Raw genomic sequence first — 18665 nt, 5'->3', positions numbered from 1 at the left:
CGCGAGTAGCTGACTTATTCAGGGTGTAACGCGTATCGACAGTCAATGACAGTTCGACACGACGGGCTGACCGTCGACTGGCTGGGGTACGCGACGCTCCGGTTCGCCGGCGACGACACGGTGGTGTATGTCGACCCGGGCCGCTACGGCGTCCTCACCGGCGAGTGGGAACCCCACACGGACGGGATCAGTCATCCACCGAGCAGCGACTACCGTGCGGAAGACGGCGACGTTGTCTGTGTGACCCACGTCCACCACTACGACCCTGATGGTATCGAGCGCGTCGCGAGCGAGGACGCGACCGTTGTTGCCTACGAGGGTATCGATGAGCGCGTCGGTGACCGGGACCTCCCGCCGCTGTCCTCGCTGCCCTACGACGTTGTCGAAGTCGGAATGAAATCACAGACGACAGTCGGGGATGTGCCGATATGGTCAACGCCAGCGTATAACGAACCGGACGGCCCACACACGCGGCCAGATGGCAGCCCGTACCACCCGGAGGGCTTTGGCTGTGGGTTCATGATCGCTGTCGAGGGGACCAGAGCCTTCTATCCGGGGGATTCGGACGTGCTGCCCGGCCACCGAACGCTCGACGTCTCGCTACTGTGTCCGCCCATCGGCCCGCGGGCGACGATGGACCGCCACGAGGCCGCTGCCCTTGCCGCAACCATCGACCCGGACCTCGTGATGCCAGTCCACTACAACACCTTCTCGAACCTCGAAGCCGATTCCCGTGAGTTCGCCGCCGACGTGGCCGAAGCCGGTGTGCCGGTCGTGCTAGACGAGCACTGAGCAAGCGACTTTCGGTCTCGGATGTCACCGGCGCTCGGTCCACTCGCTCCGTTCCCGGTGGGCGTCTGCGATTGCCTCAATATCGTTCGTCTCCAGAACGCCGCGTTCGGTGACGACCGTCACTGCCGACGCCGGCGTCACGTCGAAAGTCGGATTCAATACAGCGATGTCTGTGTCGCCGTCGTACACCTCCTGTGGCTCTCGCTCCTCGCTGTCCCACGTAGCGCGTGGTGCGATCTTGTCCGCCGCACACACCGCGTAGCAGTCCGCCTCCGCGGCGGCCGCCGACAGCGCCGCCGAGCGGGTGCCCGCCTTGTTGACCACGCGGCCGTCCGGAAGGACGCGGTCGGCCCCGACGACGAGCGTGTCGGCGCTCCACGCATCCAATTCGTGGCCGAAGGCCGCGTCGGTGGTCAGTGTCACGGCAGTGCTACCAGCGAGTGTCTCTGCGACGCCGACGCCTTCACTCCCGGGCCGTGACTCGGCGACGAGCACGGCCTCAGGCGCAGTGGCGTCGACCACTGCGCGGACTGTCCCAGACCGAGACAGCGTGGCAAGGCGGTCGCCGACGTGTTCGGCGGCGACGGCGGCGGCCACGCGGTCGGCGGTAACCGCGTGGTTCAGCGACTCCGTAACGGCCCGCTCGACGGCCGCCGGCGACTGGTCGGCGACAGCAGCCATCGCTCGGTTGACCCGGTTGGCGACGACGACCATTGAGGGACGGGCCTCGCGGATTTCGGCGGCGAGGGCGGCGAGCGCGCTCCAGTCGTCGCCGCCCCGCTCGGCCGTCTCCAGGTCGTCACTCCGTCCGGCGTCGGCCAGGGCAGCTTCGTCGCGTAGCACCTCCAGCGCCCGGATCGACAGCCACGCCGAACCGTGGGTTCGGTCCTCGCGAACGGTCGCCGCTCGCGGCCGAACGCGGTCCCAGGCGGTCCACAGCCGCGGGACCGTCTCACGGGTCAGGATTTCAGGCGGGTGGACCCACGCGGTCTCGGTCGTCTCCTCGTTCGTCGTGACTGTGCGGGCCTCGCAGTCGAACAGAAACGGGTGAACCTGCCAGCGAACCCCATGATCGTCGTCTGCGACCTGCAATGAGTCGCCGCGCCGGACGAGCGTCACCGCGTCGGCCAACCCGGTCTCCTCGTCGATTTCAGCCCGCGCGGCCGTCTCCGGGTCCCGGTCCCGCCCGGCGTCGTCGGCAACGTGTCCCGCCACACCACCCCACTGGCCCCGATACGAGCCGACCGCACCGCTCCGGCGCAACAGCAGCACCTCGCCTTCGCTACGCAGGAAGCACGTCACGACGGGGCGTGTCGCCATGCGAGGAAGAACGGCCGGTCGAGACAAGAAAGTCCGGGGCTGTAACGCCAGTCACAACAGGGTGCTGTGAAAGCTATAGCGCGTCGAGCAAGCGGTCGATGTCGTCGGCCGTATTGAACGCGTGGACGGACGCCCGGAGCGCCTCAGGATGAGGGAGTGACCTGATGATAATGCCCTCAGCCGCGAGTCGCTCGACGGTCGCCTCGGGGTCATCGGCGGTGAACGTCACGAGTCCCGACTCGTAGTCACGGGGACTCAGCAGTCGGTCACCAAGCCCGTCCTTGAGCCGGTCGGTCAGCCGTTCGACGCGGGGCTGGATCGTGTCGAACCCGACGGCCTCGACCGTTTCGATGGCATGTGCGAGCGCGACGTAGGGAGCCGGAGAGGTGGTGCCGACCTCGAATCGGCGCGCGCCCTCGTAGTAGTCATAACCGTCAGCGCCGGGGTCTTCGACGCTTCGATAGCCAATGCGGGTCTGATGGAGTCGGTCATACGCGTCCGGGTTGACGTAGAGGAACCCGCCGCCCCAGACGCCCAGCAGCCACTTGTGCCCCGCCGCGGCCACGAAGTCCGCACCCCATTCCGTCACGTCGACGGGATGTTGCCCGACAGACTGGACGGCGTCGACGAGTACCTGTGCGCCCGCGTCGTGGGCCGCGTCGACGACGGCCGAAACCGGGAGTCTGGTCCCGTGAGTCCAAGAGAGTGAACTCAGCGCCACCAGTCTGGCGTCGACCACGGCGTCGGTCACGTCTGCCATGTCGAGTCGTCCGCCGTCTGTTTCCAGCACCCGGACCTCGATACCGTGGGTGTCGGCCAGTCGATCCCACGGAAGCGTGCCGGCAGGGTGTTCAAGGTCGGTCCGGACTACCACGTCGCCGGGTTGCCAGTCTATGGCCCCTGCGACCGTGTTGACTCCGTCGGCGGTACTGCGAGTGAACGCAACGTTGGCGGCGTCGGTCCCGATATGACCGGCGACGACTTCGCGGGCCGCCGCGATAGCGTCCCACGCAACCGTATAGGGCCCCTCAGCCGCAGGCGCGTCGAAAGCGTGACGTTCGAGAAACGACGTTGCGGCGTTGACCACGGGGCGGGGCATCGGCCCGCTTGCTCCTGTGTTGAAATACGTACACCGTTCGAGTGCTGGAATCGACGCTCGGAGGTCGCCTGGGTCCATGACCGTTCCAATGGCCCCCGATGTCTTCAGCCCTGTGTGACCCAGCAGGCAGCTACGACGGCGGATTCCCGGGACGGCAGTCCGGTTCTATTTCTACGGCAGCTCGGTGTCCTCGAATCGTTTGTTCCGTTGGATATCACAATTGCTATCGGTTGTTCTACTGTCAACGCGTCGTTGCAGGTACCTCGGCGTAGTCAGAGAGAGTCCAAAGTGTCGACTCAGTCCTGCTGGCACTCACAGCCGCCCTGGTCGAAAAACTCCGCGACGGCGTACTGGCTGCCACAGGACTGGCAAAGCACCTGTGCGTCCAGAAATACCTCGAAGTCCTCGATGTCGATGCGGCCCGTATCGCGCAGTTTCTCGATACGCTGGTCGGTGACCGACAGCGTTCGGGTCAAGAGTCGCTGAATACTTTCAAGATCCTTTTCGATCTTCTCGTCGTCGGACAGCCCCTGATACTCCGCGCCGCGCCATTCCTTCAGATATGACCGGATGGCCTGATAGGTGATGAAGTCGGTTTCGAGACGGTCGACATCGACGCCATTGCGCTCGAGTCGATTGACGGTGTCAGTCCGAACACCCGTACTGATGTCGTCACCAGTGAGGTTCTCGTAGGTCGATTCTACGTCACTTTCAAGCGCGCTCAGGCCCGCATCGACCAGTTCACGTTCGAGGAGACGCTTGTTGAAAAACTCCGCCAGATCACGGAGACTCATCCGCTCTTCACCGTCACCCGTCCAGCGAGCCTCCATCTCCGCACCGAGTCCATCAAGTTCATACTCGTCGATAAGTCGAGCGACCTTGCTCGACGGCCGGCCGTCTGTCGTATTCGCCATCTGTTGGTCCCACGTACGGTAACCGGAAATAAAAGACTACGGGGTTAGATCGAGGTGATGCGGTTGAAGTCGTCGTCCAGCGCCTGCGCGTCCTCCGGTAGGAGGGCCACGACGAGATGCTCGGCGTAGTCGGCGAAGTACTCGACGAGTTCGGCGATTCGCGCCGAGTCGATGGCTTCCAGCGAGTCAAGCAGCATGAACGGAACGCTCTCGTGGAGGTCATGGACCAGATAGCCCGCGAGGGCAAAGATAAGGCCGGTCACCTCGCGTTCGCTCTCGCTGAGGTGCTCAATGGTATCCTCGTAAGCCGCACCGTTCTCGGTGGTTCGAACGATGTGGAGCTCGAACACCGTTCGGTCGACCTTCTGTCGCCCCTCGCGGACGGTCTGCTCGACGCGTTCGATCCAGATTCGTTCGAGGTTCTCGTACTCCAGAATACCGAGAATGGCGTCCATGTGCTCGTTGAACTGGTCGACGGCGTTGGCTTCGATCTGGTCGATTTTCGTCCGCTTGTCGGTGAGTTCCTCGACGAGAGCGTCGCGCTCTTCACGGAGGTCGTCGGCCCGATTGACCAGCTCCTCGATCTCCTCAATCTCAGCGGACACGTCATCGAGGTCGGACTCCAGACTATCGATCTCGAACTCGAGCTGGTTCGCCTCCCGGTGTAGCGCGAGGATCTCGTCGAAGTCCTCGGATTCGAGGTTGTCGACCTCGTCTTCCAGCGACTCGACATCCTCAGTCAGTTCCTCGCGCCGGTCTTTCAGCGAGGAGACCTGCTCTTCGCGGCGTTCGATCTCCGTTTCGGTCTCCTGTATCTTCCGTTCGACGTTCTCGCGGCGGCGCTGCTTCTTTTCGGCTTCGCGCTGGTCGGTCTTGAGGTCGTCGAGTTCCGACTTGATGTCGTTGAGGTCCTCGACTTTCTGCCGGCGGAGATCCTGCAAACGGTCGACCGTGTCTTCGATCTGCTCGCGGTCGACCGTCGAGCCACACGTCCAGCAGACGACAGATTCCTCGTCCTCGCTTTCGAGAAGTTGCTCTGTCACCGCGCCTCCGGAGCCTTCGGGCGCGTCTTCGAGCGACTGGATGACGTCGTAGTCTTCCTCTTCGAGCCGTTCCTCGTTGTACTGGATCAGGCTCTGGAGGTCGGATATCTCGCTGTTCAGCCGCTGACGCTGGTCACGCAGGCTTGCGATTTCGTCTTCGAGGTGCTGCTGGTCGCCCATCGGCGTCTCTGGCAGTTCCTCCAGTTCGTCTTCGAGGTCAGCCCGTTCGCGTTTCAGCGAGGAGATGCTCTCCTCCTGTGCCTCGATGTCCCGGCGGACAGATTCGAGGTCCGACCGCGTCGAGCGGAGCTCGTCGAGCTTCTCTTCGAGGACATCCTGTTCCTGACGGCTCTCCTCAATATCCCGGCTGCTGTTGTCTATCTCCTCCTCGCGCTCGGCCAGTTTCTCGCGTTTCTCTTCGATCTGCTCGCGGAGTTCGGTCCGGCGCTGTTCGAGGTCCGGAAGGTCGCGCTGGCGGGATTCAACCGTGGCGAGTTCGTCGTTGATATCGCCTTTCTCCGCTTCCAGCTGTTCGACTTCCGAGCGGATCGCGTCGATGTCGACCGGCCGCATGATGATTTCGCGGAGGTCGTCGCCGCGAGCCACCGACCGGCGTGCCTCGTTGGTTTCGAGGAGGAACGCGAACAGGTCGGCGACCGCTGGATCGTCAAGGTATCCCTCACCGTCAAACTGGACAGCGTCTCCCGCTCGCGTGAGTGTCCGTTCATACACTTCATCGCCGTACGTGAGGGCAACGCTCCCCTCGTCGGCGTCGCCTTTCAGCGTGGCCTGCGTACTTCCCATCGCCGCCATGATAGACTGTAGAAACGATGTCCGGTTTGTGGCATTCTTCCCCGTCAGGACCGTCACGCCCGGTGGAATATCGACTGTTGTCTCATCGATCCCACCGATATTGGTGACATCAAAATGGGCGACACTAGATCCCTGTTTTGATTCTGGCATTGCTCTGCCGTAGTTGGAGCGGCTATAAAAATAATTTCATTGCCGAAAACCATTTTAGCCATTGGTGTCTCCGACGATGGGTTACTACGGAAGACTCGGCACGATGGGATACACCAGACCGTCGATACGCCGACAGCGATTCCGGAATAACATCTGTACCAATATTATTCCGGTACAGCGTTATCGCCGAGGAAGTTCGGATCGTTGTCGAACATCTTCTGTTTTGTTATGATCTGTAACTTATATCGCTTGTTTTTGTTTTCGACATGCCAATCTATAAGTCGATGTGTTTGGAATCAAGTCCTGTGACCCGCTACGAAACGCTACTTGAGGTCGAACTGGACGAGTGGGACAGTGGGTACGGTGTCTTGCAGATTGTCGATCCGGATGACAGCGACACCGCCGAGTTGCGGTTCTGCTACTTCAATGAAAACGGGAAATTCACGAACCGACCGCTAACGCTACGCCCCGACGAAGAGACGCTAGACCGGACCACGCGAATGGTAGAGAATCTCGGCTACGTCGCCCGGACGTTCGACCCGGCAGAAATCCGTGAACTCGTGGATACGCTCGGCGAAGAGCGAGTTATCGAACTCGCACAGCTCGTCGACACACTCGGTGAAGCACGGCTGGCGGAGATACTCGGAGAGTAAAAATGGCGGATACCAACCCGCTAGTAACGGTCGAAACTATCGTCCTCGTAGGCCTCGGGGGGTTCGCCGGTTCGAACCTTCGGTACTTCGTCGGCCTCTTTTTTCCGGGATTGCAGGGGACGCTGCTGGTCAACGTCTGTGGCAGTTTCGCGCTCGGTGTGCTCGTGTACGAGGGACTGCAGGTCGGTGCACTGGCCAGCGAGACGAAACTGGCCGCTTCGACCGGCTTCCTCTCATCGTTCACCACCTACAGCACGTTCGCGGTAGAGACAGTATTGACGCCTGAGTGGGCTGTTGCGAACGTCGTTGGGAGCTACGCGTTGGGGTTTACCGGCGTCCTTGTCGGCCGTGAAACCGTCCGGCTGTTCACCGGAGGCGAGCGCTGATGGTCGCTATCGAATCGGCGCATCTGGTCGGGGCCGGTGGGGCACTCGGGGCACTCTGTCGCCACTATCTGTCGGGAGCGGTCCAGCGAGAACCGGTCCCGCTCGGGACGCTCACAGTGAACGCAGTCGGAAGCTTCGTTTTGGGACTGGTCACGTTCGCTGGTGTGACCGGTGACGCGGCGTTGCTTGTCGGTGTCGGTGCGTGCGGATCGTTCACGACGTTTTCCTCGTTTTCGGTAGAGACAGTCCGACTGTGGGAGGACGGCTACGTAGGGCTGGCTGTGGGCAACGCTGTCGGGAACCTCGTCTGTGCGCTGGCTGGAATCGGACTGGCCTGGGGCCTCGTGCGGGCCGTGTGACTCATAGAGTCGTCATTTTTCAGAACGTGCCACAGAGTAGTCCTGCTCTCTGTCTGCGCCGAGGTCACTTGCCCGCGGGGTCTCGCCGCCGTGGGGCGTCCGCCGTTCGCGGACAGTCACGTGATGGACGGATTCGGTGCCGTCGTCAACAACGAGCGCGTCACCGGTCGTCTCCGGAAGCCGGGCCGCGAAATCGCCGTCGAGATACGTCGGCTGGGCGGCCTGTAGTGCGTCGATGTCAGCCGTACTCGTCAGTCGGTGTGCGACGAGCAGATCAGTCTGAGAGACGATTGTCGCCGGGACCGCGCTGGGTCGCTGTGTCGCCAGCACACAACTCACACCGGGCTGGCGGCCTCGCGTGACGAGACGGCGAAGCGGACGCCGGGCAACGCCGTCAGTAAACGCGTGGGCTTCGTCGACCAATAGCCACGGCAGTCGGCACGTCTGCTCGGCCACCCGAACGTCGTACAGCGAAGTCGCGACAGCAGCGAGGACCGTGCTGGCTGGTCGAGAGGCCAGTCCCGACAGATCGAACACTGTCAGGCTATCGCTGCACAGCGTTTCTGTCTCGATACCCGCAGCATCGAAGATGTCCCATGACGCGGCGAGCGCGAGATGGTTCGCTGCCGCGCGAGCGGTACTCGCCGCCGCATCCGCATCGGCTACCCACGAGCGCATCCCGTCGAGTGTCACACACTCGCTCGCCGCTCGCCACACAAGCGCGCCTGCACCTCGTTCCGGGTCGAGGCCGAGCACCGTACACCACTGGCGCGGGTCGAGCGCGTTCGCGCAAACGCTGGGATGTATGACCGTCGCAGACACATCCGCAGTTCCGAGCGGCGTGAACGCCCCCATCGGGTCGATGACGACCGGGGCGACCCCCTCAGCGGCAATCAGTCCCTCGGCGAAGACGCCGAGCGTGTACGTCTTCCCCGACCCACGTTTGCCAACGACGAGACCGACGTGTGGCCGGTCGACATCGAGATTGACTGGAGCACTACTGCTTCCATCGCGGGCCCGATAGTGGCCCAGCCGCGTCGTTGCCCCCGTCGCTTCCCCGCGCCCGAGAACGACCATGCCGGCGGTGGACCCCTTCCGGTATTTGAACGTTCGTCCAAGGGTTCAAATACGAGTTCGGAACCACGCCTGTCCATGTCAGATTCGCTGTGGCGCGACGAACGTGCTATCGAGGGACTGCCGATTCGCCTCGTTATCGCGCTGGTGGTCGGCGTCGCCTGCCTCTCCGTGATGATGAGTACTATTTCGGGAATCGAGACGCTACAAGTGACGGAGATCGACGTTGAGCCACACCCGGAAGTGGCGAATCCGGGGTCACAGGACATCGTTGTCACTGTCGTCGACTCGAAAGGGTCACCGGTCTCCGGCGCAACGGTCGTCGCGAAAAGCGGGACGGCGACACTCTCGTCAGTCAAGACCGGCGAAACAGGTAGTGCAGGGAACGCGACCCTCTCGCTGTCGCCGTCGCTCGGGCCGAATCAACAGGACGGCACAGTCACGTTCGAGGTGAAACCGCCGGCGGGCAGCAGCTACGAGGACGACCGCTCGAACACCGACCTGCTCGTCGTCAGGTCGCCCTAGCCGTCCCAGTCTATCCACTCCTGCTCCCAGCCAGCGCGGGACTGGGCCGCCCGGCGGGCGTGCTCGCGGTCCTCGCGGTGAGTCCGGTTGCGCTCGACGGTGTCGGCCTGCTCGCCCTCGACGAGCATTGGCTGGAAGGCGACGGTGCCGTGTCGCTCGACCGACCCGTCAGCGTCGACGACGGCCAGCGACTGCTCGCCGGTTCCCAGCGGCATCACCAGCCGCCCGTCGTCGGTCAGTTGCCGGAGGAGCGCCCTGGGCGGGTCGATTGCGGCGGCTTCCAGCAGGATTCGGTCGTAGGGCGCGTACTCGGGCAGTCCGTCGGCCCCATCGCGGCGGTCGACGAGGACGGCGTCGTAGCCCGCCTGGGCCAGGTTCTGGCGCGCTTCGACGACGAGCCGCCGCGTGATGTCTATCGCCTGTACGTTGGCCGCGCCAACGTGTTCTGCCAGCACCGCGGCCGTGTAGCCGACGCCGGCACCGACCACGAGCACGTCGTCGTCTTCTTCGGGCGACAGGGCTTCGAGCACTCGGCCGGCGGTGCTGGGCGAGAGCACGCGCGTGCCGAGGCGTTCGAACGGGCGGTCGGAGTAGGCCTGTTGCTCGCCGACGAAGGCCTCGCGGGGGACGGCGCGCATCGCTGTCGACAGCCACGCGCTCCGGACGACACCCTTACTGTCGTGTTGCAGGCTGTCGACCATGTCGTCCCGCAGTACCGCCGGATCCATATCACTATATTCGGCCAGAGCTATATCAATGGCGCGACAACGGCCACGTCTGTCGAAACCGCTACTGGAGCGGGACGAATCGAACCCCGCCGTGGTCGACTCTGTTGAGCGTGCCGTCAGCCTGTTTCTCCGCCCGGATAAGGCGCTGTTGTCCGTCGCCGAGCGGGGCCAGGAGGACGCCGCCGTCGCGGGTCTGGTCGACGAGCGGACCGGGGAACTCCGGCGCGGCGCAGGTCAGGTACGTTCGGTCGTAGGGCGCGTGTTCGGACCACCCCTGCTTGCCGTCGCCGGCGCGAACGGAGACGTCTCCGTAACCGGTCACTTCGAGTGTATCACGGGCCTCGTCAGCCAGCGATGCGTGGTACTCCACACTGTAGACGTTCTCGGGACCGACTAGTTCGGCGGTCACCGCGGCGTGGTAACCACATCCCGTACCAATCTCCAGTACCTGATCCCCGGGAGATAGGTCGAGTAACTCGGCCATGATTGCGACCATGTGCGGCGCAGAAATCGTCTGGCCCGACCCAATCGGGAGCGGGCGGTCGGTGTAGGCGTCATGTCGCCTGTCGGTCGGGACGAACCGGTGGCGGGGGACCGACGCTATCGCCGCGAGGACGGTCGCGTCGGAGACACGCGAGCGCAGGCGGTCGGCCAGCCGCGACCGCTGCCGGTCCCAGTCGGCCATCCTACCACGCCGACCACGCCGTGGTCGACTCGTCTCTGACGTACAGCCGGTTGATGTCCTTCGCGATACCCATGTCGCCGTCGTGGTCCATGTTCTCGTGGTCGTAGCCGTGGGCGTCGTCGCGGACGTGAATCCCCTCAACGGTGAACTCCTCCTCGCCGAACTCCTCGGTTTCGCCGACCACGAACTCGTAGTCGCCGGGGACGTGGAGCTTGAAGCTCTCGGTCTCGTCGTGCGTGCCGTCTTTCGGGTGCATCGTGACGTTGACTGAGACGTTGCCGACGGCCCGCGACCAGATGGTTTCGACGTCCTCGGCGGCCGCCTCGTCTTCGCGGCCGTCCGCGGTCTCTAAACTGGTAATGCGGGCGGTCACGACGGCCTCTTCGGTCTCCAGTAAGAACTCCTCGCCGACGGACAGCTCTTCTTCGGCCGGCACGTCGACCTCTGCGGTGAAGGAGTCGCCGTCCTGTGAGACGACAACGCTTCGCTCTAGTGTCTCCTCCTCTGGCAGTTGCTCCTTGTGGACGTGATCACAGTCCGTACAGCGGACCGTCACGTGGCCGCCCGGCTTCAGCACCTCGTGAACCGTTTCCAGGTCCGGCGAACAGGCCGGACACGGGAGGGCGATGCGGTCGCCCGGTGTAGCGTCTGTCATATGCAGGCGTTGACTGCGCTCCCGTAAATGGTCGTCGCCACGGCGCTGCTCGTGGTTCTGTCTCGCATAGTCACGCTGCCTTTCTTGAGCCGCCGGATCAAACGACAGGTATGGCGCGCCGACAGAGCCGTGCCGACATCGTAAGCGGTGCCATCATCGCCCTGACAGCCATGGCCGGTGTGGCGGTCTGGTCTCGCCTCCCAGCCGAAGTCGCGATTCACTTCTCCGCGTCCAGCACGCCTGATAACTACGTCTCGAAGCCGGTTGGTGTCGTTCTTATGCCGGCATTGATGCTCGCTACGCTCGTCGTGCTAGAGTGGGCGTTCCGCTACGACCCGCCGGACGTGCCGCAAGTAGCGGCCACGGTCACCGTCGCAACGATGGCGTTCATGGGGGCGATACACGGACTCGTGCTCGCGTGGAACCTCGGCTACCAAGTCCCGTTCGACCTCGTCCTCGTCGGATCTCTCGTCTGGGCGGTGCTCATCGTCGGATATGCTGTGAAGATGGAATACGAACACGGGTAGGAGAAACCATCAGCGGTCGGCATGGGCGACCCACGCTTCCATTCCTGTCTGTCGTGACTCCGTTCTGGCCCCGGGTCGGTCACTCTACACGAGGAAATGTCACTGCCACATCTGCCTCGCGGTTCATTTTACTCACCGCTCGGCTCCGGGAGGTCTACGACCTCCCCATCCGCATACACGGTCGGCTCCGTCAGAATTCCGTCCAGATGGATCGGCGCGTGCACGTCGCCACCCATTGCGTGGTCGTCGCCGATAGCGATGTGGACAGTGCCGCCGGCCTTCTCGTCTAGAAGAACAGAGCCGACGAGTTCGGTCACAGCGACGTTCGTGCCGATACCCAGCTCTGCGAGATTGTACGCGTCTTGGCCGACTTCCTCGGCGGCGTCCTCGACCTGTGCGCGGATATCGGGATCGTCGATGTCCGTGACGTAGCCGTCCTCAACCTCGAAGGTGAGACGCTTCCCGTCGAGTTTGCCGTGGGGGCGCATCGTCCCATCGACGACGAATGTGCCGTCGGCCGTCTCAGGGGCGAGGAACACCTCGCCAGCGGGGAGATTCGACATCTCGCCGGCCTCGTGGACAATGCCGGTGTCCATGTGCCACTCGCGCGCACCGATGCCGAACGTGATATCGGTCCCTTGTGGTGACGTGACGTGAATTTCCTCAGCGTCTTCGACCTGCGCCAGCACGTCCTCGCAGTGCTGTTCGATACGGTGGTAATCGGCGTCTAACCCCATGAGGAACACGCCCTCACTAATCCCGGGCAGGGTCGCGACGCGGGCACCGGCCTCGTTGGCGTCGGTTCGGGCTTCTGTGTGGCTCAGGCTCTTCGTCGTGGGCGCGAGTACGACATCAGCGGTCTTCATCGCGCCGGCGACCGGCGCGGGCGGCTCTGCGCCGTGTTGCTCACCCGGCGGATAGCGAACGAAAACGGAGTCGTCAGTAATCTCTGTGGCGACGCGATACAGCGCTTCGCCGATTGAGTTCCGCTGGTCATCAGTGACGACCGCACACGATTCGTCAGGCTGGAGGTTCAGACACTGTTTGACGGCAGTCTCGGCGGGCGCGCGAAGCGACGAGTTGTCCATACAACTAACTGCGTACTCCGCCTGAATAACTCTTGATAGACTGCCGGCGTACGCCGCCGAAACACACTACAGCTCAGTGTTTTCTGATAATTTGTGTTAAAAGTTCACAATGTCCAGAGGTACAACTATCTGAGTTAATTTCTCCGTATATTAATCACAAAGAATATACTCTCCCCGGAGGAAAGGACGTGTATGCTCCACGTGGGCATCAACGGCTTCGGCACCATCGGGAAACGCGTCGCTGACGCGGTGCGTGTCCAGCCAGATATGACAGTTGCGGGCGTCGCAAAGCGCTCGCCGAACTTCGAGGCAACTATCGCAGACGACCGCGGCTACGACCTCTACGCCGCGGACGGCCGCGAACCGTTCGAGGGCGCCGACCTCGCGACGGCCGGGACGGTCCATGACCTCATCGAGACGAGCGACGTGGTCGTCGACACCACGCCAAGTGGCGTCGGCGCGGCTAACGCGTCGCTGTATACCGAGCACGACACGCCAGCCATCTTCCAAGGTGGGGAAGACGCTGCTGTGGCAGATGTGAGCTTCAATGCTCGCGCCAACTACGAAAATGCGGTCGGGGCTGACACGGCCCGCGTTGTCTCCTGTAATACAACAGGCCTGTCACGCCTCCTCGCACCGCTCAAGGAATCATACGGCGTTGAAAAATCACGTGTGACACTGGTCCGGCGTGGTGCTGACCCGGGCCAGACCGGTCGCGGCCCGATCAACGATACACTTCCCGACCCCGTCGAAATCCCCTCCCACCACGGTCCTGACGTCCAGACGATTTTTCCCGACCTCGACATCGACACGATGGGAATGAAGGTCCCGACGACGCAGATGCATACCCACAGCGTCAATGTCACGCTGGAAAGCGAGCCAACGACGGAAGAAGTCACGTCCCTCCTCGCCGACGAGTCGCGCCTGTTCCTTATCCCTGAGACGCTTGGTATCGACGGTGCGGGGAAGCTCAAGGAGTACACTCGCGACGCCGGTCGTCCGCGCGGTGACGTATGGGAGAACTGTATCTGGGCCGAATCCATCACGGTCGAAGGACGGGACCTCTACCTGTTCCAGGCCATCCACCAGGAAGCCGACGTGGTGCCCGAGAATATCGACGCCGTCCGCGCACTCTCCGAGCGGACCGCAAGCGCTGAAAAGAGCATCCGACGCACCGACGAAGCTCTCGGCGTCGGTCGCGGCCTCGTCGAACACGACGGCAGCCCACAGCGCGTCGACAGTCACGCCGACGACTGATTCTCACCCCAGTTCGTGGAATTCGACCTCTCCGGTCACCGTCGAGAGCGTCGCAACCGAGAACGGCTCAGGGGCCGGCGGAATCGAGATGCCGCCGGGATTGATTCGTTCCGTCCCCCCGCGCTCCTCGTGGCCGCGTTCGTGGGTGTGCCCATGGAGCACGTAGTCGTAGGTGCCACACTCGACCAGCGCGTCGACGATCTCGCCGCTGGTGCCGTGGTACATCGCGATGTCGTGGCCGTCGACGGTCACCTCGCCCATCTCGCCGAAGTACGTGCCGAAGTCCGCAACGGTGGACTGGACCGCCCACTCGCCGTCGTTGTTGCCGCGGACGGCGTAGAACGACCAGTTGCGGTCGAACGGCGTCACCGAGAACGGAGCGACGAAGTCGCCACAGTGAACGACCGTCTCACAGCCCGCATCAACGAATGTCTCGACTGCGGCTTCGACCTGCGACACGTTGTCGTGTGTGTCCGAGACGATGCCGATTAGCATACCAGCGACGTTTAGCCGGCAGCGACTTGAACGTATGTCCCACGAACTGGTGTGGCCGCGGGCGTCACGCAGGCGCGGTGCTTTTGTTCGGGCACCGTCTACAGCGACCGATGGCACGGGGGCTCATCGGGACAATCGAGCTGATGGCCGCGGTCGTACTCGCCGCGCGGGTCACCCTCCTCGGTGTCGACAACATCGCCCGCGGCCAGACGACAATCGGTGCAGTCTTTCTCGGGTTAGCCGCCGCCTTACTGGTCATCGAGTGGGTCGCCCCCTCCCCGACGGACATCCCCGGCGCAATCGCGGGGCGGGCGCGTAGCGTGCTCCCCGGCGGGAACTCGCCGGACCGTGACGACGATTAGGTCTCGTCGCGCCAGCGGTCCGGGTCGTCGGCCGCGAGGTACTCCCTGAGAAGCGACGGGAAGTTCCGCCCCTTGAGATACCGTAGTCCGAAGTCCTCCGCCCAGTTGATGATACCCTGATCCTCCGTGACGACGCCGGCGTCCAGTTCCTGTGCGAGTATCAGGAGGTCGAAGTCCTCGCGGGAATCGAGCACGCCCTGCCGGAGCGTGTCCCGGTACTCGTCGCGCAGGTCCGAGATGACCTTGTCCACCTCCGTCATGTGGTCGTGTTCCTCAACCGTTTCGGCCCGCGACTCCTCGGCTTTCCGGACGGCCTTCTCGGAGACGCGCAGACCGCGGTCCACCCGCTCGGACATCTCGTCGATGAACTCGTAGACGTGGGCCGCCGGAATCCGTACCTCGTGGTGGGCCGGGGACTTCGTAATGACCCACGTGTCCAGTTTCGTCAGCACCTCGTCGCTGATGGCCCGGTCTTCGAGCATCGTCGTCAGTTCCGCCTGTATCGACGGCGGCATGTAACAGGAGATGTTGTGGACCAGTTTCGCCTCCGAGATGAGGTCGAGCAGTTCCAGGCAGGCCGCCTCCAGGTCCTCGTCGCCGCTCCTGATTTCCGGGGTGAGAAACAGCGACGTGTCGAGGACGAACCGTTGTTTGAGCGGGCGGTCGACCATACCGGCGCTACGGTAGCCGGTAACTAATGCTCTCTGGCGAGTCCCGCCGGGCGAGACGCGCCAGCAGAATTTTAGTGTCATGTCAACAAGACTCACTCATGTCGAGAGACTGGGGGTCGCTGTTCGACGTCGACGCCGACCCCGCGGACCTGCTGGAACACTTCGACACCGAGTGGTTCCGCGGCCGGCGGTACCGACACCTCAGCGACGAGCGCCACGGCATCGAGCGCGGGACGGCGCTCGTCGGCGACGCGGTCGTCCGGGGCTACCCGTCGATGCCGCGCGCACTCGTCCTCGAACCGGCGGTTCGGGAGACCTTCGAGGGACCCGTCGCCATCGAGGAGAAACTCAACGGCTACAACGTCAGGGTCGCCCGAATCGACGGGGACCTACTCGCGTTCACCCGGAGCGGGTTCGTCTGTCCCTACACCACGCGGAAGGTCGAGGCGCTGCTCGACGCCGAGGCGTTCTTCGACGACCACCCCGAGCACATGCTGTGTGGCGAACTCGTCGGGCCGGAGAACCCCTACACCGACCACGACTACAGCGAGGTCGAGGAGGTCGGGTTCTACGTGTTTGGGATCCGCCACCGCGAGAGCGGGACGCCGATGGGCGTCGAACGGCGCCTCGACCGGTGTGAGACCTACGGTCTCGACAGCGTCGACCACTACGGGACCTACACCCCGGCAGCGGCCGTCGACGTCGCCCGCGAACGGATCGATGATCTGAACGCTCGCGACCGGGAAGGCGTTGTCTTGAAATCGACGGACGGGAAGACGGCGCTGAAGTACACGACGAGCGCGATCCATCGGGCCGATCTTGAACACGCGTTCGAACTACCATTCGACTACGGGCGAGACTTCGTTTTCACCCGCGTCATACGGGAGGCTTTCCAGGCCGTCGAGCGCGGCGAGTCGCCGGCAACGATTCGCGAGCGGGCACAGGAGTTGGGTGAAGCCATTCTTCAGCCTGCAGTCGAAACAATACGGGCGGTAGACAGAGGTGACCCGGTCGGCGAAACACACACCGTTCGTGGCGACCCGAAAACCATCGCCGACCTGCTGTCGTACTTCCGCGATCAGGGCCTGGAACTCCATATCGAGCGTGACGAGACGGATGGCAACCAGCGGGTTGTCACGTTTACCAAGGTCGCCCAGTCGACGCGTGACAAGACGCGATACTACCTAGAGGGTGGGACCATCGACGAGTGAGAAGAGTGACCGCTTCAGTCGGCCGCGATGGTCTCACTGGCGTCGTCAAGCAGTTGCTCGATGGAGCGGTCGCTTGGCTCGTTTTCCAGCAAGACGTCGATAGGGAGCGTCGGCGCGCCGTCGACGAGGTTCTCGAGTAGCACGAGTCGCTCGCGAGCGCGGGACATCCCGACGTAGAACACACGCCGTTCGTTGTCGGTCAGCGTCGGCACGGGACTGGTGTGTTTCGTGAACTCATCCATACCGGGTACCTCGATACCCTGCTGGTCGACCGTGGCGGCCATCTGCTCGACGACTTTCTCCGTGAGGTCCGTCGCGACGAACACGTGATCGGCCTCGCGACCTTTGGCGGAGTGGATGGTCCCCACGCGGACGCGGTCGGCGTCCATCCCGGTGTAGTCGCCGGTGAAGTACGCGTCGACGGTCCGCTCCTGGAAGTTTGTCACTTTCCGGAGCATATCGCCCGCCGAGGCCGCGTCGGGGAGGAACGGCACGTGCTCCTGAACCACGTCGGGTTGGATCTCGATGTCGGCGATATCTTGGTCCTCGTGGGCCTCGTCTATTTCTTCGAGCGCGTCGAAGAGATCGTCGCGCTCACCGGTGCCGAACGCGGAGTCGACGAGCATGTCGGCGAGGCGGCGGGCCTCAAGCACCGTCAGCGGCTCATCGGCCTCGACGGCTTCGAGCCCGTTGACGTACTGGGTGAGCCGGTCGGTCCACATCCGCTGGTCGGTGAGACAGGAGAAGGGGATCCCGTTGTCGATGAACTCGTCGATGAACTGGAACATCTGGTAGCGGGCCCGGAACAGGACCATCACCGTCTCGTCGGACTGCTCGATGGTCCGGGTGACGTTCCGCGAGAGGTCGAACATCGAGGGGTTCTGGACCGCTTCGACGCGACCGCCCTCCTTGCGCGGATTGAGGTCTTTCTCCTGGCGCTTCTCGATGTGGCGGACCTCGCGGTTGACGACGTTGAGGATGCGCGAGGGGAGCCGGTAGGAGTTGGGCAGCACCTCGTCTTGGGTGACGACTTCCTCAAGCAGGAGGTCTGGGTCAGCGCCCTGCCAGGCGTAGACGACCTGGTCGTCGTCGCCGGCGATGAGCACCCGCTCCATGTGTGGTTTCCACTCGTCGTACACGTCATACTGCAGCGTCGTGATGTCCTGAAACTCGTCGATAATGAGGTAATCGACGTTGGGGAGCAGCGAGCGCTGGGCGACCCGCTCGAGCATATCGGCGAAGCCGGTCAGGTCGTTCTCGCCCTTGTAGGTGCGCCAGCCGCGAATGGCGCTGGGGACATCGACGCGGTCGTCGTCGGTCGGCCAGGTCGGCGTGTACTTGTTGCCGGTCTGGGCGTTGTCGTCGATTTCCGGCGGGAGCCGGACCTCCTCGTCGTCCCACTTGAAGGGGACGTCGTACCAGTCGGCCACGTCGCGACGGGTCCGCTGGAGCCACTGACTGGTCGCAATAATCTTGTTCCCGAGGGTGGTCGAGCGGGCCGACCGACGCCGAGACCCCTCGTACTCATCCTCGTAGTCGATACCGAACTCCTCGCAGAAGGCCTCCTTGTCGTCTTCGCCGACGACGTCGCCACGGGAGAGGTTCAGCAGTTCGTACGCCTTCGCGTGCATCGTACAGACGTTCCCGCGGAGAGCACGAGGAGACAGGCCGAGTCGGTCCGCGAGTCGCTCACGGATCTCGGCGGCCGCCGCACGCGTGTACGAGACAACCAGTACATCACGGAAGTCTACGTCGTCGTCTTCCAGCAGTTCGTCCACGCGGTCGAGCAGCGCCGTCGTCTTCCCGCTACCGGGCCCACCGAACAGGCGGACAACCTCGGTGGTCGAATCAGTCATTG

Annotated in this window: 21 protein-coding genes; 9 read left to right on the top strand and 12 right to left on the bottom strand. The window is 63.5% G+C overall.

Annotation, left to right across the window (positions count from 1 at the left end; genetic code table 11):
* Positions 1 to 45 precede the first annotated feature (45 nt).
* Entirely contained in the window at positions 46 to 792 is a 747-nt protein-coding gene (locus D3D01_RS04245) for an MBL fold metallo-hydrolase (RefSeq protein WP_121511361.1), read from the top strand.
* A 24-nt stretch (positions 793 to 816) separates the two neighbouring features.
* Here the strand turns inward: D3D01_RS04245 and D3D01_RS04240 are convergent, their stop codons facing one another.
* The 4 genes from D3D01_RS04240 to D3D01_RS04225 all read right to left on the bottom strand — a co-directional run bounded on the left by D3D01_RS04240 (position 817) and on the right by D3D01_RS04225 (position 6131).
* Positions 817 to 2112, bottom strand: a complete 1296-nt coding sequence (locus tag D3D01_RS04240) for an NUDIX domain-containing protein (protein WP_101351060.1) — start codon at positions 2110 to 2112, stop codon at positions 817 to 819.
* Positions 2113 to 2185: 73 nt separating this feature from the next.
* Positions 2186 to 3289, bottom strand: coding sequence for an aminotransferase class V-fold PLP-dependent enzyme (locus D3D01_RS04235; protein WP_121511360.1), 1104 nt, complete (start codon positions 3287 to 3289; stop codon positions 2186 to 2188).
* A gap of 218 nt (positions 3290 to 3507) precedes the next feature.
* Positions 3508 to 4125 (bottom strand): rod-determining factor RdfA, encoded by a 618-nt coding sequence (gene rdfA, locus D3D01_RS04230; RefSeq protein ID WP_121511359.1) that lies wholly within the window; start codon positions 4123 to 4125, stop codon positions 3508 to 3510.
* A 44-nt stretch (positions 4126 to 4169) separates the two neighbouring features.
* Positions 4170 to 6131 (bottom strand): archaea-specific SMC-related protein, encoded by a 1962-nt coding sequence (locus D3D01_RS04225; RefSeq protein ID WP_121511358.1) that lies wholly within the window; start codon positions 6129 to 6131, stop codon positions 4170 to 4172.
* Positions 6132 to 6436: 305 nt separating this feature from the next.
* Here D3D01_RS04225 and D3D01_RS04220 point away from each other — a divergent pair, with 305 nt between their 5' ends.
* Genes D3D01_RS04220 through crcB form a run of 3 tightly spaced genes read left to right on the top strand, consistent with a single transcriptional unit; the run spans position 6437 to position 7529 of the window.
* Positions 6437 to 6784, top strand: coding sequence for a hypothetical protein (locus D3D01_RS04220; protein ID WP_004590827.1), 348 nt, complete (start codon positions 6437 to 6439; stop codon positions 6782 to 6784).
* A gap of 2 nt (positions 6785 to 6786) precedes the next feature.
* The gene (locus D3D01_RS04215) at positions 6787 to 7170 is read left to right on the top strand and encodes a CrcB family protein (RefSeq protein ID WP_121511357.1); all 384 of its coding nucleotides are present in this window, start codon (positions 6787 to 6789) and stop codon (positions 7168 to 7170) included.
* Positions 7170 to 7529 carry a fluoride efflux transporter CrcB gene (gene crcB / locus D3D01_RS04210; RefSeq protein WP_101351065.1) on the top strand — a complete coding sequence of 120 codons (360 nt, stop codon included), beginning with the start codon at positions 7170 to 7172 and terminating at the stop codon, positions 7527 to 7529. The genes D3D01_RS04215 and crcB overlap by 1 nt, the downstream gene beginning before the upstream one ends.
* Before the next feature lie 12 nt (positions 7530 to 7541).
* Here crcB and D3D01_RS04205 read toward each other — a convergent pair whose 3' ends face one another.
* Positions 7542 to 8606 carry an ATP-binding protein gene (locus D3D01_RS04205; RefSeq protein ID WP_121511356.1) on the bottom strand — a complete coding sequence of 355 codons (1065 nt, stop codon included), beginning with the start codon at positions 8604 to 8606 and terminating at the stop codon, positions 7542 to 7544.
* Between the two features lie 75 nt (positions 8607 to 8681).
* On the opposite strand from D3D01_RS04205, the gene D3D01_RS04200 reads away from it, so the two are divergent.
* Positions 8682 to 9128, top strand: coding sequence for an Ig-like domain-containing protein (locus D3D01_RS04200; RefSeq protein ID WP_121511355.1), 447 nt, complete (start codon positions 8682 to 8684; stop codon positions 9126 to 9128).
* Here the strand turns inward: D3D01_RS04200 and D3D01_RS04195 are convergent.
* The 3 genes from D3D01_RS04195 to D3D01_RS04185 all read right to left on the bottom strand — a co-directional run bounded on the left by D3D01_RS04195 (position 9125) and on the right by D3D01_RS04185 (position 11196).
* The gene (locus D3D01_RS04195; RefSeq protein ID WP_121511354.1) at positions 9125 to 9856 is read right to left on the bottom strand and encodes a protein-L-isoaspartate O-methyltransferase; all 732 of its coding nucleotides are present in this window, start codon (positions 9854 to 9856) and stop codon (positions 9125 to 9127) included. The two genes, D3D01_RS04200 and D3D01_RS04195, sit on opposite strands and share 4 nt — an antisense overlap.
* A 61-nt stretch (positions 9857 to 9917) precedes the next feature.
* Positions 9918 to 10541, bottom strand: coding sequence for a protein-L-isoaspartate(D-aspartate) O-methyltransferase (locus tag D3D01_RS04190; protein ID WP_121511353.1), 624 nt, complete (start codon positions 10539 to 10541; stop codon positions 9918 to 9920).
* Position 10542: 1 nt separating this feature from the next.
* Positions 10543 to 11196 carry an HVO_0476 family zinc finger protein gene (locus tag D3D01_RS04185; RefSeq protein ID WP_101351070.1) on the bottom strand — a complete coding sequence of 218 codons (654 nt, stop codon included), beginning with the start codon at positions 11194 to 11196 and terminating at the stop codon, positions 10543 to 10545.
* A gap of 110 nt (positions 11197 to 11306) precedes the next feature.
* On the opposite strand from D3D01_RS04185, the gene D3D01_RS04180 reads away from it, so the two are divergent.
* Complete coding sequence (locus tag D3D01_RS04180; RefSeq protein ID WP_121511352.1) at positions 11307 to 11723, top strand: DUF1648 domain-containing protein; 417 nt, start codon at positions 11307 to 11309, stop codon at positions 11721 to 11723.
* A gap of 128 nt (positions 11724 to 11851) precedes the next feature.
* Here the strand turns inward: D3D01_RS04180 and D3D01_RS04175 are convergent, their stop codons facing one another.
* Positions 11852 to 12811: an aminopeptidase gene (locus D3D01_RS04175; RefSeq protein WP_121511351.1), complete on the bottom strand. Its 960-nt coding sequence runs from the start codon at positions 12809 to 12811 to the stop codon at positions 11852 to 11854.
* 192 nt (positions 12812 to 13003) lie between these two features.
* Between D3D01_RS04175 and D3D01_RS04170 the strand changes: the two genes are divergently transcribed.
* Positions 13004 to 14068, top strand: a complete 1065-nt coding sequence (locus D3D01_RS04170; RefSeq protein ID WP_121511350.1) for a type II glyceraldehyde-3-phosphate dehydrogenase — start codon at positions 13004 to 13006, stop codon at positions 14066 to 14068.
* Between the two features lie 3 nt (positions 14069 to 14071).
* On the opposite strand, the gene D3D01_RS04165 is transcribed toward D3D01_RS04170, so the two are convergent.
* Positions 14072 to 14563: a metallophosphoesterase gene (locus tag D3D01_RS04165; RefSeq protein ID WP_101351074.1), complete on the bottom strand. Its 492-nt coding sequence runs from the start codon at positions 14561 to 14563 to the stop codon at positions 14072 to 14074.
* Between the two features lie 110 nt (positions 14564 to 14673).
* On the opposite strand from D3D01_RS04165, the gene D3D01_RS04160 reads away from it, so the two are divergent.
* Positions 14674 to 14925, top strand: a complete 252-nt coding sequence (locus D3D01_RS04160) for a hypothetical protein (RefSeq protein WP_121511349.1) — start codon at positions 14674 to 14676, stop codon at positions 14923 to 14925.
* Here D3D01_RS04160 and D3D01_RS04155 read toward each other — a convergent pair.
* Positions 14922 to 15596, bottom strand: a complete 675-nt coding sequence (locus D3D01_RS04155) for an RNA ligase partner protein (RefSeq protein WP_101351076.1) — start codon at positions 15594 to 15596, stop codon at positions 14922 to 14924. The two genes, D3D01_RS04160 and D3D01_RS04155, sit on opposite strands and share 4 nt — an antisense overlap.
* Before the next feature lie 98 nt (positions 15597 to 15694).
* On the opposite strand from D3D01_RS04155, the gene D3D01_RS04150 reads away from it, so the two are divergent.
* Positions 15695 to 16807, top strand: coding sequence for an RNA ligase (locus D3D01_RS04150; RefSeq protein ID WP_121511348.1), 1113 nt, complete (start codon positions 15695 to 15697; stop codon positions 16805 to 16807).
* Between the two features lie 14 nt (positions 16808 to 16821).
* On the opposite strand, the gene D3D01_RS04145 is transcribed toward D3D01_RS04150, so the two are convergent.
* Positions 16822 to 18663 (bottom strand): UvrD-helicase domain-containing protein, encoded by a 1842-nt coding sequence (locus D3D01_RS04145; protein ID WP_121511347.1) that lies wholly within the window; start codon positions 18661 to 18663, stop codon positions 16822 to 16824.
* Between the last annotated feature and the right edge of the window lie 2 nt (positions 18664 to 18665).

It is taken from the genome of Haloarcula sp. Atlit-7R (genome assembly GCF_003666065.1).
Taxonomy (GTDB): Archaea; Halobacteriota; Halobacteria; order Halobacteriales; family Haloarculaceae; genus Haloarcula; species Haloarcula taiwanensis.
This window is presented reverse-complemented; position numbering and strand designations above follow the sequence as displayed.

Excerpts from the sequence above, each read along its gene's own strand:
- D3D01_RS04245 (WP_121511361.1), top strand. The coding sequence starts at position 46 with ATGACAGTTCGACACGACGGGCTGACCGTCGACTGGCTGGGGTACGCG.
- D3D01_RS04240 (WP_101351060.1), bottom strand. The coding sequence starts at position 2,112 with ATGGCGACACGCCCCGTCGTGACGTGCTTCCTGCGTAGCGAAGGCGAG.
- D3D01_RS04235 (WP_121511360.1), bottom strand. The coding sequence starts at position 3,289 with ATGGACCCAGGCGACCTCCGAGCGTCGATTCCAGCACTCGAACGGTGT.
- rdfA (WP_121511359.1), bottom strand. The coding sequence starts at position 4,125 with ATGGCGAATACGACAGACGGCCGGCCGTCGAGCAAGGTCGCTCGACTT.
- D3D01_RS04225 (WP_121511358.1), bottom strand. The coding sequence starts at position 6,131 with ATGCCAGAATCAAAACAGGGATCTAGTGTCGCCCATTTTGATGTCACC.
- D3D01_RS04215 (WP_121511357.1), top strand. The coding sequence starts at position 6,787 with ATGGCGGATACCAACCCGCTAGTAACGGTCGAAACTATCGTCCTCGTA.
- crcB (WP_101351065.1), top strand. The coding sequence starts at position 7,170 with ATGGTCGCTATCGAATCGGCGCATCTGGTCGGGGCCGGTGGGGCACTC.
- D3D01_RS04205 (WP_121511356.1), bottom strand. The coding sequence starts at position 8,606 with ATGGTCGTTCTCGGGCGCGGGGAAGCGACGGGGGCAACGACGCGGCTG.
- D3D01_RS04200 (WP_121511355.1), top strand. The coding sequence starts at position 8,682 with ATGTCAGATTCGCTGTGGCGCGACGAACGTGCTATCGAGGGACTGCCG.
- D3D01_RS04195 (WP_121511354.1), bottom strand. The coding sequence starts at position 9,856 with ATGGATCCGGCGGTACTGCGGGACGACATGGTCGACAGCCTGCAACAC.
- D3D01_RS04190 (WP_121511353.1), bottom strand. The coding sequence starts at position 10,541 with ATGGCCGACTGGGACCGGCAGCGGTCGCGGCTGGCCGACCGCCTGCGC.
- D3D01_RS04185 (WP_101351070.1), bottom strand. The coding sequence starts at position 11,196 with ATGACAGACGCTACACCGGGCGACCGCATCGCCCTCCCGTGTCCGGCC.
- D3D01_RS04180 (WP_121511352.1), top strand. The coding sequence starts at position 11,307 with ATGGCGCGCCGACAGAGCCGTGCCGACATCGTAAGCGGTGCCATCATC.
- D3D01_RS04175 (WP_121511351.1), bottom strand. The coding sequence starts at position 12,811 with ATGGACAACTCGTCGCTTCGCGCGCCCGCCGAGACTGCCGTCAAACAG.
- D3D01_RS04170 (WP_121511350.1), top strand. The coding sequence starts at position 13,004 with ATGCTCCACGTGGGCATCAACGGCTTCGGCACCATCGGGAAACGCGTC.
- D3D01_RS04165 (WP_101351074.1), bottom strand. The coding sequence starts at position 14,563 with ATGCTAATCGGCATCGTCTCGGACACACACGACAACGTGTCGCAGGTC.
- D3D01_RS04160 (WP_121511349.1), top strand. The coding sequence starts at position 14,674 with ATGGCACGGGGGCTCATCGGGACAATCGAGCTGATGGCCGCGGTCGTA.
- D3D01_RS04155 (WP_101351076.1), bottom strand. The coding sequence starts at position 15,596 with ATGGTCGACCGCCCGCTCAAACAACGGTTCGTCCTCGACACGTCGCTG.
- D3D01_RS04150 (WP_121511348.1), top strand. The coding sequence starts at position 15,695 with ATGTCGAGAGACTGGGGGTCGCTGTTCGACGTCGACGCCGACCCCGCG.
- D3D01_RS04145 (WP_121511347.1), bottom strand. The coding sequence starts at position 18,663 with ATGACTGATTCGACCACCGAGGTTGTCCGCCTGTTCGGTGGGCCCGGT.